At 61.3% G+C, this 13842-nt stretch carries 12 protein-coding genes; 8 read left to right on the top strand and 4 right to left on the bottom strand.

Annotated elements, in window-relative coordinates:
- The first annotated feature begins 48 nt into the window (after positions 1 to 48).
- From sufC to KGJ62_12160, 8 genes are all read left to right on the top strand, one after another.
- Positions 49 to 816, top strand: coding sequence for a Fe-S cluster assembly ATPase SufC (gene sufC / locus KGJ62_12195; GenBank protein MDE2127341.1), 768 nt, complete (start codon positions 49 to 51; stop codon positions 814 to 816).
- A gap of 81 nt (positions 817 to 897) precedes the next feature.
- On the top strand, positions 898 to 2220 hold the full coding sequence (sufD, locus tag KGJ62_12190) for a Fe-S cluster assembly protein SufD (GenBank protein ID MDE2127340.1): 1323 nt from the start codon (positions 898 to 900) through the stop codon (positions 2218 to 2220).
- A 5-nt stretch (positions 2221 to 2225) separates the two neighbouring features.
- Positions 2226 to 3479, top strand: a complete 1254-nt coding sequence (locus KGJ62_12185; protein MDE2127339.1) for a cysteine desulfurase — start codon at positions 2226 to 2228, stop codon at positions 3477 to 3479.
- An 8-nt stretch (positions 3480 to 3487) separates the two neighbouring features.
- Complete coding sequence (locus KGJ62_12180; protein ID MDE2127338.1) at positions 3488 to 3964, top strand: SUF system NifU family Fe-S cluster assembly protein; 477 nt, start codon at positions 3488 to 3490, stop codon at positions 3962 to 3964.
- Positions 3936 to 4307 carry a DUF59 domain-containing protein gene (locus KGJ62_12175; GenBank protein ID MDE2127337.1) on the top strand — a complete coding sequence of 124 codons (372 nt, stop codon included), beginning with the start codon at positions 3936 to 3938 and terminating at the stop codon, positions 4305 to 4307. Before KGJ62_12180 ends, KGJ62_12175 begins: the two co-directional genes overlap by 29 nt.
- A gap of 17 nt (positions 4308 to 4324) precedes the next feature.
- Entirely contained in the window at positions 4325 to 4702 is a 378-nt protein-coding gene (locus tag KGJ62_12170) for an iron-sulfur cluster assembly accessory protein (GenBank protein ID MDE2127336.1), read from the top strand.
- 21 nt (positions 4703 to 4723) lie between these two features.
- Positions 4724 to 6271 carry a glycosyltransferase family 39 protein gene (locus KGJ62_12165; GenBank protein MDE2127335.1) on the top strand — a complete coding sequence of 516 codons (1548 nt, stop codon included), beginning with the start codon at positions 4724 to 4726 and terminating at the stop codon, positions 6269 to 6271.
- A 167-nt stretch (positions 6272 to 6438) separates the two neighbouring features.
- Entirely contained in the window at positions 6439 to 6630 is a 192-nt protein-coding gene (locus KGJ62_12160) for a hypothetical protein (protein MDE2127334.1), read from the top strand.
- Between the two features lie 25 nt (positions 6631 to 6655).
- Here the strand turns inward: KGJ62_12160 and KGJ62_12155 are convergent, their stop codons facing one another.
- The 4 genes from KGJ62_12155 to KGJ62_12140 all read right to left on the bottom strand — a co-directional run bounded on the left by KGJ62_12155 (position 6656) and on the right by KGJ62_12140 (position 13804).
- Entirely contained in the window at positions 6656 to 7699 is a 1044-nt protein-coding gene (locus KGJ62_12155; GenBank protein MDE2127333.1) for a hypothetical protein, read from the bottom strand.
- 152 nt (positions 7700 to 7851) lie between these two features.
- Positions 7852 to 11124 carry a glycosyltransferase family 39 protein gene (locus tag KGJ62_12150; GenBank protein ID MDE2127332.1) on the bottom strand — a complete coding sequence of 1091 codons (3273 nt, stop codon included), beginning with the start codon at positions 11122 to 11124 and terminating at the stop codon, positions 7852 to 7854.
- The gene (locus tag KGJ62_12145; protein MDE2127331.1) at positions 11121 to 12464 is read right to left on the bottom strand and encodes a hypothetical protein; all 1344 of its coding nucleotides are present in this window, start codon (positions 12462 to 12464) and stop codon (positions 11121 to 11123) included. The genes KGJ62_12150 and KGJ62_12145 overlap by 4 nt, the downstream gene beginning before the upstream one ends.
- Positions 12461 to 13804, bottom strand: a complete 1344-nt coding sequence (locus KGJ62_12140; GenBank protein ID MDE2127330.1) for a TolC family protein — start codon at positions 13802 to 13804, stop codon at positions 12461 to 12463. The genes KGJ62_12145 and KGJ62_12140 overlap by 4 nt, the downstream gene beginning before the upstream one ends.
- Between the last annotated feature and the right edge of the window lie 38 nt (positions 13805 to 13842).

Below are 13842 nucleotides of genomic sequence, written 5' to 3'. Positions count from 1 at the left end.
TCGGCTGATTGGCCGCAACTGTGGAGAGGGAATGGAGACCTGTTTCTGATGCTGGTAATTGAGGATCTGCACGCAAGCATTGGCGAGCGCGAAATACTGAAAGGGATCAGCCTGCGCGTTGGCGCGGGCGAAGTCCACGCGATAATGGGGCCGAACGGATCGGGGAAAAGCACGCTGGCGGCCGTACTTGCCGGGCGCGACAGCTACCACGTGACTGGCGGCTCGGTTACATTTCGCGGTAGCGATCTGTTGGAGATGGAGCCTGAAGTACGCGCTCGCGAGGGGATCTTCCTGGCGTTTCAATATCCGGTAGAGATTCCGGGCGTCAACAACACCTATTTTCTCAAGGCGGCGCTCAATGCGATCCGAGCCTACCGTGGCGAGCCTGAGTTGGACGCTATGGATTTTCTCAAACTGGCGCGCAAAAAGGTGGCTGCCCTTAACATGGACGCCGAGCTTCTGACACGACCCGTGAATGCAGGCTTCTCGGGCGGCGAAAAGAAGCGGAACGAGATTTTCCAGATGGCAGTACTGGAGCCGGCGCTGGCGATTCTGGATGAGACCGACTCTGGTCTGGACATCGACGCGCTGCAAACGGTTGCGGCGGGGGTCAATGCCCTGCGATCGCCGGACCGCGCCATTGTGGTGGTAACCCACTATCAACGCCTGCTCAACTACATCGTTCCGGATTTCGTCCACGTGCTCAGCGCGGGCAAGATCGTTCGAAGCGGCGACCGCTCTTTGGCTCTCGAACTGGAGCAGCGCGGATATTCCTGGCTCACCGGAGCGCCGGATACCGAAGCGGTAACGGCATAACTCGATGATCATGACTTCGACTGTTGGGTTAGATGTTCGGTGTACCGGCGACGCGCCGCGGATGCACGGTGGGGCGAAACGATGGCGCAGGTAACCGAGGTGCAGCAGGAGCTTTACACGCAGTTTGAGCGGCTGCGGTCCGGCAGCGCGCCGGCCTGGCTGGCAGAATTGCGCGAACGCGGCATGCGCGCATTCGACACCGTTGGCTTTCCCACCCGCAGCAATGAGGAGTGGCGCTTTACCCCAACGGCGCCAATTGTGGAGACCAGCTTCGAGCCGGCGCTGACCGATCCGGGTCATGAGGCGGAGGTGAGGTCCGCCGTGTTGGCGGCAGTTGGCAGCCAGGGGGCACGGCTAGTCTTCGTCAACGGCGTGTGTTCGCCCACGCTGTCGCAACTACCGGATGCGCTGCCAGGGATGTTGCTCACCACGCTCCGCTCGGGAGCGGAGAGCGACGAGTGGCTCACGACGCTGGGCTCGCTAGCGCCGATCGACAATCAACCGTTTGCCGCACTCAACACGGCATTCCTGCACGACGGCGCCGTGGTCCGAATTGGCCGTGGATGCGCGCCGCCGCCGATTGACCTGGTCCTTGTCTCCGTCGCCGGCGCCGTACCCTCGGCGTGCTGGCCGAGAATCCTCATCCTGGTGGAAGCAGGCGCCGAAGGAGTGGTAACTGAGACGTGGCTCACGGTTGGTGATGGGCCGGTCTTCACGAATGCCGTTACCGAAGTTCGCTGCGACGCAGGGTCGCGTCTGCACCACCACAGGATGATGCTCGAGGGACCAGCGGCCATTCACGTAGCCTCAACCCAGTTTCACCTTGGTGAGGGCGCGGTGGTCACTTCCCACAATCTAACGCGCGGCGGCCGCCTTGTGCGGAACGATATTGGAGCTGTTCTCGCGGGTCGTCGTGCCGAATGTACGCTCGACGGCATCTGTCTGGCCGATGGCGTGCAAGTGGTAGATAACCATACCGTGATCGACCACGCCGCACCAGACTGCTCGTCCCATGAACTGTACAAATCGGTTCTCTCCGGCAGTTCTCACGGCATCTTCAACGGCAAGATCTTCGTCCGTCAGGATGCGCAGAAGACCGACGCAAAGCAGACCAACCAGACACTGCTGCTCAGCGATACCGCCCGAATCAACACGAAGCCGCAGCTGGAGATCTTTGCCGACGACGTGCGGTGTACGCATGGCGCCACGGTTGGCCAACTGAACGAGGACGCCATCTTCTATCTGCAGGCGCGTGGGATAGGGCACGAAGACGCCCGCAGGCTTCTCACCTGGGCATTCGCGGCCGGAGTGGCCGACCGTATCGCTTCGGCGGAGGTTCGTCGCCGGGTTATGGCCGTACTCGATCACCACCTCCCACATGGCGGCGCGGACGGAGTGGCCTAGCCCAAATGGAGACTCGCGCTGTCATACCGCAGGAGTACGCCGTCGAGAGTGTGCGTGCCCAGTTTCCGGCGCTCCATCAGTTGGTGCACGGCAAGCCGCTCATCTACCTCGACAACGCAGCAACCACTCAAAAGCCCGATGTGGTGCTGGACGCGCTGAGCGGGTACTACCGCAACGACAACGCCAACGTGCACCGCGGCGTCCACGAGCTCAGCGCCCGCGCCACCGACGCGTACGAAGGTGCTCGCGACCAGGTCCGGTCTTTCCTCGGCGCAAACAAGGTTGAGGAGATTATCTTCACCCGCGGCGCCACCGAGTCGATCAATCTGGTGGCGCAGTCGTTCGGCCGCGCCAACGTTGGCGCCGGTGACGAAGTGCTCATAACCGGCATGGAGCACCACTCCAACATCGTGCCGTGGCAGATGCTCTGTACCGAACGTGGAGCAAAGCTGTGCGTGGCGCCGATTTCGGTCAGCGGTGAACTGATGCCGGGTGAATGGGAGCGGCGGCTAACACCAAGAACGCGTATCGCCGCCGTTACGCATATGTCCAACGCGTTGGGCACCGTGAATCCCGTGCGCGAACTGGTGGCGATCGCCCACCGCGCCGGCGTCCCGGTATTGGTCGATGGCGCACAGGCGGCCTATCATGTGCCTGTGAATGTAGCGGACCTCGGCTGCGATTTCTACGCATTCTCCGGGCACAAGGTGTATGGCCCTACCGGCATTGGCGTTCTGTACGGCCGTGAAGATCTGCTTCGTGCCATGCCACCCTGGCAGGGCGGTGGAGATATGATAGCCTCGGTAACCTTTACTGGCAGTACCTGGAACGACCTGCCCTGGAAGTTTGAAGCCGGTACGCCGCATATCGCCGGCGCGATCGGCCTCGCTGCAGCGCTGCGGTTCCTATCCGGACTGGGAATGGCGGCGGTCGGCAAACATGAGCACGATCTGCTCAAGTATGCAGAGGAGCGCCTCATGGAAGTGCCGGGTCTGCGGATCGTCGGCACGGCTGCCGCCAAGGCCAGCGTCCACTCGTTTGTGATGCAGGCCGCCCATCCGCATGATATCGGAACCATTGTAGATCGGGAGGGCGTGGCGATCCGTACCGGACACCACTGTGCGCAGCCCGTGATGCAGCGGTTTGGCATACCGGCGACGGCGCGCATGTCGCTGGCGTGCTACAACACCCGAGCAGACGTCGACGCCCTGGCCCAGAGTTTGTACAAGGTTGTTCGGTTAATGGGAGGGGAGGGCTAGAGCTTCCGATGGCCGATCTTGACGATCTGTACCAGGAGACCATTCTGGATCACAATCGCCGGCCGCGCAACTTTGGCGCCTTGCCGGGCGCCAACTGCACGGCCGAAGGGTACAACCCGCTATGTGGCGACCATATTCACGTGTATGCTCGCGTGGAGGACGGCACCATTCGCGAGCTGCGCTTCGAAAGTACGGGCTGCGCAATCTCACGTGCGTCGGCATCGCTCATGACCGAAGCACTGATCGGTCGCACCGTGGAGGAGGCAGACAGGCTGTTTGCCGAAATGCGCGTGTTGCTCACGGGAGGTATGGTGCAAGGCGATGCGGAGGAACTCATGGGCAAACTTGCGGTACTCTCCGGAGTTCACCAGTTCCCTACGAGAATAAAATGCGCCGTCCTCGCCTGGCATGCACTCGACGCGGCCTTGCATCAACGCGGTGAAGTCAGCACCGAGAATGAGGAGGCCGTCCGTGAGGAACGATAGCTCCGATGCCGCGGAGAAACAGCTGACTCCGCTGGAGGTCTCTCTGATTGAGGATCAGATTGTTGAGGTTCTGAAGGGCATCTACGACCCGGAAGTGCCGGTCAACATCTATGAGATGGGCTTGATCTATAATCTGGAGGTGAGTGACACCGGTGCGGTGGAAGTTACCATGACGCTGACCTCGCCTGCCTGCCCGGTGGCTGAGTCTTTGCCGCCGGAGGTGGAGCAGAAGGTGCGCGACGTAGCCGGCGTGACCGCGGTGGATTTGCGACTGGTTTGGGAGCCGCCGTGGAGCCTGATGATGATGTCGGAGGCTGCCAAGCTGGAACTGGGGTTCTTTTGATGGATGACGCCGCAATGATGGAAACAGCCACCGCCGGGAGCGCAGCGGTAACACTGACGCCGGCCGCAGCTAACCGTGTGCGCCTGTTGATGGACCGGAAGGGCGCGCAGCCCTGGGTGCTTCGGGTGGGTGTGCGTGGCGGCGGCTGCTCCGGCCTTTCGTACTATCTGGAGCTTGCCGAGGCGCCCCGTGCCGGAGATACGGAACTGGATGCACACGGTATAACCGTTGTGGTCGACCCTAAAAGTCTGAAGCACATTACCGGCCTCGTTCTGGACTACTCCACGAAGAACCTTCTGGAAGGCGGCTGGAAGTTCTCCAACCCAAACGCGGCCCGCAGTTGCGGATGCGGTACCTCGTTCACACCCGCGGCTCACAAGACGTCCGAGCGCTGAACACCACCTGCATCTAACGCCATGCGCTCTCGTGCTGTCCTGGTGGTGCTCGCGCTGCTCTTCGCAGGCATTGTTGCGTATCGCTCACCGCGCAGCGCCTCCAGCCTGGAGGTGGTCCCCGACTCGGTGGAGTATGCGGTGGTTGCGCAGCGAAGCGCAACGCTCGGCCGGGTCGATATCGCCATAAACGGTCGTGACTGGCCGTCTCGCTACCCGCCCTGGTTCTCTTGTGGTGTTCTCGCTCCGTTATACCGTCTCTGGCCGAGTCTGCCTGGCGTTGGCATTATCGCGGTCCTGTTCTTTTCGTTAGCGGGCATCGCCGCAGCCTTTCGCATCGGCGTGCTGCTCAGTGGTTCCTCCTGGGGCGGGCTTTTTGCCGCATCGCTTCTGGCCGCCTACAAAGGCTGGCTCTATATGGCGCGCCTTGTTATGACCGACGTCCCTTTCGCCGCGGTGGCGTTGTGGCTGTGCCTGATCTACCTTCAAATCCGTCGGCAGCCCTCCATGCGCCTCTACATGGCAGCCGGAATTCTCGCAGCAATCGGATACGCGCTGAGAGCCGAGGGAGTGGTACTGGCGATTCCCTTTCTGGTTGCGGGATGGAGCGATGGCAAGAACCGTACGCGGCGGATGGCATGCGTCGCACTGCCCATTGCCACGATGTTCGCTGCTACCGCAGCCTATAATCGCACGGTGTTCGGCAGTGCGTTCCGGACCGGCTATCAGTTTTGGTGCGGAGTGCCGTACGACTATCCGGCGATGTTCTTCGGACCTCGTTTCATTGGCGCAAACCTGCATCTGTTGGCGGCGCGCCAGTCGCTCTACGCGATTGGTATTGGGCTTGCCGGCGTCATCTTGCTTATGCGGCGGCGCACACCTGTTCACTCGTGGACCGCAACGTTTGCCCTGCTTGGCGTGATACCTGCCGCGGCAGCGCACCTGATGTACGCTTACCAGGGCTGGCGGTTCTTTCTGCCGCTTTACGCGCTGCTGCTCATCGCCGGCGGCGCTGCGCTGGGGCGCATCGTCGACTCCGCACTGGGTGCAAATCGGCGGGCCATGATGCTCTTCGGCGTTGGCGCTTGTATCGTAGGCGCCCTCCTTCGGCCGCGGCAGCCAACAAGCGATCGCTATACCGCGCTTCGCGAGATCGCCCAATTTGCTCCGGGCAATGCCGCGGTGATCTCGGCGCTGGACCCGGTCTACCTTGAGCCATGGGCACTGCGCGGCACCCACCGCATTGCCGTTCCACTATCACGCCAGGTGGAGTACGCCTCGAAATGCGTCACGCCGGTTCGCATCGCGCATCCGTTTCCACCGCCCAAATCTCTGCTGGATGCTCGATCACTGCTGGCATCCGGCGCGCTGGAGGCTATTCCTTTTACGGCAACCGGCTCGCCACAGAAGATTCTGGAACTGCTGCGTTCCGGCAGGCCGGTGTGCCTTGAGGAGCGTGACGCACCGCCCGACGCCGTCTCGGCGCTTATGCACCGTCTTACAGGTGTAACCGAGCAGCCGCTGGCGCCAACGCTGGCGCAGCTTGAATTACGTCCGGCTGCGAGGCATTGACGTGCGCATAACGCCGCGATAACCACTCCAAAACGAATGGCTGCCGCGAGCAGATTAAATGTTCTTTAAGCCCGCAGGGATTCCACTGTGCCGCGCAAAACGGTGTCGGTGCGGACCTGTTTCCGCCAAAACCCGGTCGATGTGGAGAGCGATTGATGGTGGTGCGTGTGAAAGGTCTCAGTCCGTTTAAGCTGGCGGCCGCCGCAGCGATCTGTCTCCTGGCGATATCGGCTGCGCTCATCACCAACTGCAGCGCGCCGCAGCCCGGCAGATTTCACAAGCGAGTCAAAGCGACCGGAACGCGGCCGGGAGCAACAGCCCCGAACGTGAGCCAGCCGGGATCCGACAACTCGTACTGAGTGCCGGTGGGTGATAGTCGCCGGACTACTTTAGCCAGTGCTCAAATGTGGCGACCTTTGTTGCGTCGTCCATCCACCGGTGGGAGCCGGTCTGCATCGCGCGCCAATAGTAAGCGCGGAAAACCATTGTGTAGGCGATGTGCTTCACCTGACCCGTGTACTTCTTCTCCTCACCGCCCGTTCGTGTGTTACCGGCGGCACTGATTTCACCAGATGGCAGCATGCGGCGCTCCTCCCACTTGAGGCCTTTGTCTGCCATGGCTGCCATTTGCGGCACGAGTGGGTCATTCGGAAGAAAAGTCATATAATACTCGGCATAGCAGAGCCCTACGGCGTGATAGCTGCTGTCGGCGCCGCCCTTCTCCGGATTGTAGCCACTGGGGTCCTGTCGTGGAATCGCGTCGGAGATGAGCCAGTGCGCCTTGTCGAGCAGGCTTTGATCCCCGGTGAGCAGGCTTGTTTCACCCAGCGCTGCAGCCTCCAGATATCGCCGGTGCGTGAACCTGCCGTTCGGTCCAATCGATTTATCCCAAACGGAAGGCTTTATCATCCACAGCGCCGCACGATGCAGAAGCGGTACATCGCGGTCTATCTGACTCTGGAACTGCGCGGCATACGGCGATTGCTGGAGGGCCAGAATCGTGTGAGCCACAGCTTCGATAAAAAATGAGGCGCTGTGAAACTCGCCGGCAACACTTCCGGCGCAGGAACCCTCAAAGTTGCCCTCGCGATCCATGTGCTGGAATCCCCAGTCGAAGACCTTCCAGCCGTCATCCACCGTCTGCGGCTCGTGATGAAGCAGCCCACCGAGGATCATCATGTATCCGTATTGCTGATACTCGATGTACCACGTGGGGCGTTTGCCGGCTTCCCAATCCGCGTTCGCCTGGAACGCGCCGTCGGGACCCATTTTGGTGGAGAACCGATGTCCAGGTCTCGAATACAGCACGTGGCTGGCAGTTTTGGACGACTCGATCTGCCACATAGTGGGTCCCTGAGCCAGGGCAGCCACGGCAGGAAGCGTTGCAAGCAGCACGGCAAACAGCGTCGCCACGGTTCTTGAAGCCATATTACTCTCCCATCCGCGACTGTCAGCAGGATTCCGTCTCGTACGGTTTACGGAGTGACGCCATCGCCCGGTGACGTTGGACGCACATTGCAGCGGTTTGTGGCGGCCGAGCAGACTGTTTATGCACCGGTCCCAGTTCCTTATCATGGCACTTAGAAGTCGATTTGATCCATTCCACTGCTGTTCAGCCGGTCGCGATAGTGGTTCAGAGATGCATCCCACAGCCAGACCTGACAATTGAGCGAATGAAATACCACCCTGAAGTTGGCAGAGAGTTCGCTGTTCAACTGGTTCACGGGCAGGTAGTGTGAGGCGCTGAGGTTTCTAGGTGGGAAGATGAGCCAAACGCGCGGGTAGTGGCTGATCACCCAGCGCAGCTTGTCCACATTATCGATCACGACCGCGCCGGAGTCACGCTCACGCAGTCTGCCATCGTCGGCGATGTACTTGTCTTCCGCCTGATTGTAGGGCCGCCAGAAGTAATCGCATTGGTCCAGTTCAACCATGGCCACTTCAGGATTGAAGGCCATTATCTTGTCACCCGGTTTTCGGTGCTGTTCGATGAAGTGGGCTGCAGAGGTAAAGCTGCTGTCGTAGGTACGGCTGTCGGCGTGGAGCGTCCGGAGCGGCCGGTATGCGGCCGCCGCGACGCAAACAATACCCACGGCATAGAGCAGTGTGGAGTAGCGTGAAGCAAGCGATGCGGCGCCCCCGTCGAACCATCGGGCAAGTCTGCTGCCGATCTCGCGCGCCATGCAGGCAGCGATGAGTCCGGTCAGCGCGATAAATCCCACGGCGTAGCGGCTCGCCGGATGTGGACTGATGATGGTGAGCACGAAGAGTGGCGCCAGCGTTACCACGTAAAGATAGTTCCACCAACGCCAGGGCCGTTCTGCCGCCGACTCCTCGGTGGGTTTGGTGAACACGCGATAGAGGAGATAGAGTGCGCCGCCAAGTACCAGAATGCCAATCACAATCTGCGCGCGTTCATTGTTGGTCAGGAGGATCGACGTTGTCAAGTCGAGATCATCCACATGGAATGCGAGGAGCGGATACGCGTTTACATCCACCCAGGGCAGTGCGGTAACGCAATAGTGGAAATAGAGCCAGAGGTCAAGGCTCATCACAACCACCACCGCCACCATTGCAGTCGCTACCCAGCGCTTCAGCCACAGCCGGCCCTGGCCGGCCAGCAGCACCACCAGCATCATCGCGGGTATGGCGGTGAACATGATCTCCTGGCTCAGGTAGCCGCCCATGTAGGCGAGAAGTGTGGCAAAGCGATACCGGTCATTATCCGGATTGCGAACGCTCTTGAGCAGCAGATAGAAAGTGAGCGTGGAGAAGAAGGCAAACTGGCTGTAGAAGCGCACTTCTCGGGCATAGTAGAGCGCGTAGGGAGAGAAAGCGATCAGCGCAGCGGCAAGCAGTCCGGTACGGCGGTCTTTCAGCTCCCGTCCAAAGAGGTAAGTGACGACGATCAGGGCAAGGTGCCACAAACCGGAGAGCACTCGCGTGAACGCCAGGTTGCCGGTGTGGTATCCCCAGGCCTCAAACGGAGCAAGCAGATAATGGTAGAGCGAGCTGCGTGGATAGAGGATGCCGCTTTTTTGATATAGTGGCAGCCCCGTGCGGAGGATGCCCCGAGCGGCGAGCAGTGAGACGTACTCATCGGGAATGAAGCCGTTCCGCCGAAGACCGGTGAAAGTAAAAACTGCGGCAGCAACCAGCATCAGGCACATCGCGACGGCCGGCCCGTGCCTTATGGCTAACCGCCAGAACGGGCGGCGTAAGTCTGCCTCCGCCGACTGGGCTGGCTCTGACCTCCGGCTTAGCGCCAAAGCCGCGACACCGGCCAGCCAAGCGCACAGCGCCACCCACAACACGGCCTCGGCGTATCTGCTCGAGCTGAAGAGGAACGCCTGTGTAGATGGGGCAAAGATCACCTGAAGCATCCACGCTACTGCAAGCACCAGCGCCGGCGGCATAAATACGCCTCCAACTCGGCGCATCGGTGAAACCGACGGAGGGGCAGGTTGCCCAAGCAGACGTGCGACGACGAAGCCGGCGAGCAGCATCAGAAGTGCAAGAACCACGCCGTTACGGAGCAGCCGAACACGGGAGCCGGCGGCGGAAGTCACCTTGGCGTCAACGAAAAGGTGCTCGATTCCCGGGGTGATGAGGTCCGGCCGCGTGGCCACGCGTGCGCCGGACCACTCGCCGCGCCCTCCGGGAACACGCGCCTGCCATAACGCGTTAGTGAACACGCGCCCTGTAGTGCCATCTGCAAACCGAAGAAGCCCATCCACATAAACCGTTGGAAGCGCCGAGTCGGCAGTGATCTCCTTTGGGTGCAGTGTAACTTCGATCGAGTTCCGCCCACGAACCAACACATCCTTGAGGATGTAGACCGCCATCCGGGCCGAAACTTCATCGGCCGGATAGTCGCGTGCGGAACCACTCTTGCGCGCATTGAGCAGGCCGATTGCATTATCACCCTGCACCACAAGCGGCCGCCGGTACCGCGCTACCATCGAGTCGGTGCCGATCAGCGTGCCATCCAGGACCAGATCGTATGGACGCGTGGTGGAAATGCGCAGCCAGCCGCTTACAACCCGATCCGGCGCCTGAATGGTGCTGCGGAACTCGGCGCCACCCGCCAAATCAAGGTTGTTGGCGCCGATATATGCCGCCCGCATCGGCGTATTGAGGACGGTTACGTCGCCATCGACGGGCAGGTGCGGGATTCGTCCGGTCACGGCGGACGGGAGCCACGACGCGCCGTCGAAATAGAGCGGCGACGTCCACGGAATGCCGTTCCGCGTCTGCTCGTACGGTGAGCACATCCAGCTGGCATCCGACACGAACGGGTGCCAGCCTGCGGTTTCCACACTGCCTTCCGCAACCAAACCCGGGTCGCCACGATCGGTTTGAACCATCATCGTGATCACATTGATGCCGGAGTGCAGGATCATGGAGAGGTTATAGCAGTGGCCCAGCTCCGCCGTTTCGGGGTAGCCCAGCGCTGTGTATCGGGTCGCCTGACCGCCGATTGGATCCGGGTTCAGGCGGTATTCATCGGCCGCGGCGTTGAAGAACGGCGCCATACTCTTGCCGTTGATCCAGATATCGATGAAGCTGTGGGCGGCGAGCACCATCCAGGCATTGCGCACCTGGCCATTAACGAATAGCTCCTTCCTGAACATCGCCACGTTGCCGGAGTGGTAGGGAGACTGGATCCAACCGGCATGCCACGTGAACGGATAGTATCGGAACTGCTGGTTATAGCGCGCCTGATCGTAAAAGTGCGAGGCGACAGCTGCCGACAACAGAACGGGTGTGAGCGCAATCGCCGCTATGGCACCACGTACAAGCAGCCTTCGCCGCCGCGTCGGGATAGCGCCTCCGGCCGATGGTGAGGTCACGGGCTCGCCACGTCGGCGGCGGACGAGGGTCCCTCCAGCCCCGACCTGTACCGGCACGACATGGCTCGCTGCACATCGCCCAGCTTGTAGTAGCACCAGCCCATTTTCTGCCAGGCGCGAGCGGTTATCACTTTGCGGTACTCATCAGCGGCGAAGTACTTCATCCAGAACAGGCCCACGCTGTTGTTCAGGTGGATGATCTGCTTCCACTGTGCAACTGCCTCACGGTAGTTTCCATTCATCGTGTACGCCGTCGCCAGGGCGTTACGGATCTCCAGGTTTGTTGGTTCCAGTCGGAGCGCGGCCTGCCAGACATCGACCGCCATTCCAGTGCGGTAAGCGGCAAACCAGTCGGCCCCGTACTTGTACAGTGTGTTTGCATACCGGAGTCGCACGGTTGGGTTTTGATCTATGTCAACGATGTGATGCCGGTACAGATCGTATGCAGCGGTCGTCTCGCCGGACCGCATGTACACATCGCCCCGCGAAGCCCAGTAATCCGGCTTCCACCACATTCCCAGCTTCTGGTAGAGCCTTCCTAACTCGAAGTGGTAGACCAGATCGTAATTGAGGCGCTCATCCCAACTCCGCGCATGGTGGTACATGAGCAGCGCGCCGGCGTAGTCAGACCGCATCATGTCGCTACGCGCAGCGTTCCAGTACGCGAACGAGACTCCGCTTCGCAGCGCGACGGCGGCAACCGGCGCCAAACCGCACACAGCAAGCAGACCCCGCCACCGCCTCACAAGCAGTCGCTGAGCGCGAGAGTTATCGAGCCATGCCGCCGGCAGCAAGAGCAGGCCGGCCAACAGCGAGGCGTACCAGCCTCCCTTGCAAAACATCGCAACGGCAACACAGCCGTCTACAATCGTGTACTCATTGCGTGCGAGCGGTGAGGCGCCGATGTCGAAGTTGTGGTTCCACGAAAGCGCAGGGTAGAGATCCTTGTTCGAAAGCCCACTGATTAGCCTGGCTGCCTGATCGGTTTGATCCACGGCGCCGGCAATGCCGGCCGGGTAGAGTTGCTCAATGCCGGCGACCAGGATCAAAGGTAGGGCAAGCGCCATCGCTGTGGACGTAAACAACCCGGATGCGCGGAAGCGAGGCAGGACGATGGCCACGACGGACGCCGCTAGCGGGCAAATCGCTATCAAACGTACCGCGGAAATGAACCATGGCTCTGCCGCGCCTGTCAGGTGCCACCATGGCAGCAGAACCGCCGCGGCCAGCAGCACTGTTCCACTGACGGTTAGCAGCATTACTGCCGTTGGCGCCGGACTCCCGATATGTTCACGTGCAACCGGCGAATCCGACTCCAGTGTCACCGCAGAAGCCGTCATTTCTTGGGCTTCAGCACCGGCGCAGGCAGCAAATCGGCGTAACCGCCGGTAAGGGTGTTAAGCGTCTGCTCGGCAATATCGCGCGCCGTGAGTTCCAGAGCAAGGTTATCCTGTGCAGTTGCTAAAAGGTGGATGGCATCCAGGACGGAGGTCTGCGTGCCTTTGCCAACCTGATACTGCTCCTGGGCCAGACGGAGCGCTTCGCGCGCGGCCATAACGCTGTCGCGGTCCGCCACGACCGCTGCCGCGCCTGAAACATAGTTGGAGTAGATGGTCTCCACTTGCTCCTTCAGATCGGCCTGATCCTGCTCTGCCGCTACCGACAGCTTGTGAACCGCATCCAGCTGCTCACGTTCGCGGGCGTGCACATTCTCCTGCTCAAACAGTGGGATGCCAAGGTCGGCCGAGGCCACCACATACGGCCCGAAGTTGTTGTTGGTGGCAAACAGATATCCAAACGACGCGCCAATGGAGACGACTGGCGAGAGGTCGGCGCGGATCGTGGAAAGCTGGTACCGTGCACTGGCTCGTTGATCGTAAATGGCCTGCTTCTGCGGGTCGAACGCCATCGCCTCGGCAACCAGCTTGTCGCGCGAGTCGGTGATCGGGAGCTCCTCGGCCGGATCGCTCACTTTCGGCACCAGAGTCGCCGGGTCGCCGCCGAGCAGGTTTGCCAGATGCGCGCGAGATGCGCTGAGGAGGCCGTTGCGTGCCTCCTCCACGGCGATGGCCTGCGATAGGGCGCTCTGGGCTGTAAGTACCTCGCCCTTGGCCACCAGCCCCACCTGCAGGCGGGCTTGCGCGTCAACCAGATGCTGCCTGGCTGCCGCCACCGCAGCGCCACTGGAAGCAACCAGGCGTTGGTTCTGGAGGGTCGTATAGAATGCGATCAGCGTATTCATTAACGCGGAAACCTGATCGGTGCGGACGCCATCCACTGCGCTGCGGTAGGCAGCGGTGTCGCTGTGAAGCTGTGCGAGGCGCTTTCCGCCGTCATACACCGGATACTCCACATCCACACCAGCCCGTGTGTGTCCACGGGCGAATCCTGCAAACCCTCCGACCTCCGACGAGAAGAGCGTCACGTTGCCGCTGGAAACGGCCGATACGCCCAATACGCCTGTGACAACCGGCAGAAACGCTGCCCGCGACACGTTGATATGGCTCGCCGAGGCATCGGTGGTCAACTGCCACGTGGTGGAGGTACGAGGATTGGCAAGCGAGGCCCTCAAAGCCTGCGTCAGCGTAAAGGTGGCGTTGGACGGCCGGGCTGTTGTGGCGCCGTTTGGCTGCTGCTGAGCGGCGAGCGCCGCGCCACCGACCAGGCATGCCGTGGTCACAGCGACTGCGTGGGAACCGGCGCGCCGAATACGTTGTA

Source organism: Armatimonadota bacterium (assembly GCA_028871815.1).
In the GTDB taxonomy this organism is placed as follows: Bacteria; Armatimonadota; Chthonomonadetes; order Chthonomonadales; family Chthonomonadaceae; genus REEB205.
The sequence above is the reverse complement of the archived record's forward strand: the minus strand, read 5'-3'. Positions and strand labels throughout refer to the sequence as shown.

Bases quoted from the DNA above. Each gene is read 5' to 3' on its own strand.
- sufC (MDE2127341.1), top strand. From the start codon at position 49: ATGCTGGTAATTGAGGATCTGCACGCAAGCATTGGCGAGCGCGAAATA.
- sufD (MDE2127340.1), top strand. From the start codon at position 898: ATGGCGCAGGTAACCGAGGTGCAGCAGGAGCTTTACACGCAGTTTGAG.
- KGJ62_12185 (MDE2127339.1), top strand. From the start codon at position 2,226: ATGGAGACTCGCGCTGTCATACCGCAGGAGTACGCCGTCGAGAGTGTG.
- KGJ62_12180 (MDE2127338.1), top strand. From the start codon at position 3,488: ATGGCCGATCTTGACGATCTGTACCAGGAGACCATTCTGGATCACAAT.
- KGJ62_12175 (MDE2127337.1), top strand. From the start codon at position 3,936: ATGAGGAGGCCGTCCGTGAGGAACGATAGCTCCGATGCCGCGGAGAAA.
- KGJ62_12170 (MDE2127336.1), top strand. From the start codon at position 4,325: ATGGAAACAGCCACCGCCGGGAGCGCAGCGGTAACACTGACGCCGGCC.
- KGJ62_12165 (MDE2127335.1), top strand. From the start codon at position 4,724: ATGCGCTCTCGTGCTGTCCTGGTGGTGCTCGCGCTGCTCTTCGCAGGC.
- KGJ62_12155 (MDE2127333.1), bottom strand. From the start codon at position 7,699: ATGGCTTCAAGAACCGTGGCGACGCTGTTTGCCGTGCTGCTTGCAACG.
- KGJ62_12145 (MDE2127331.1), bottom strand. From the start codon at position 12,464: ATGACGGCTTCTGCGGTGACACTGGAGTCGGATTCGCCGGTTGCACGT.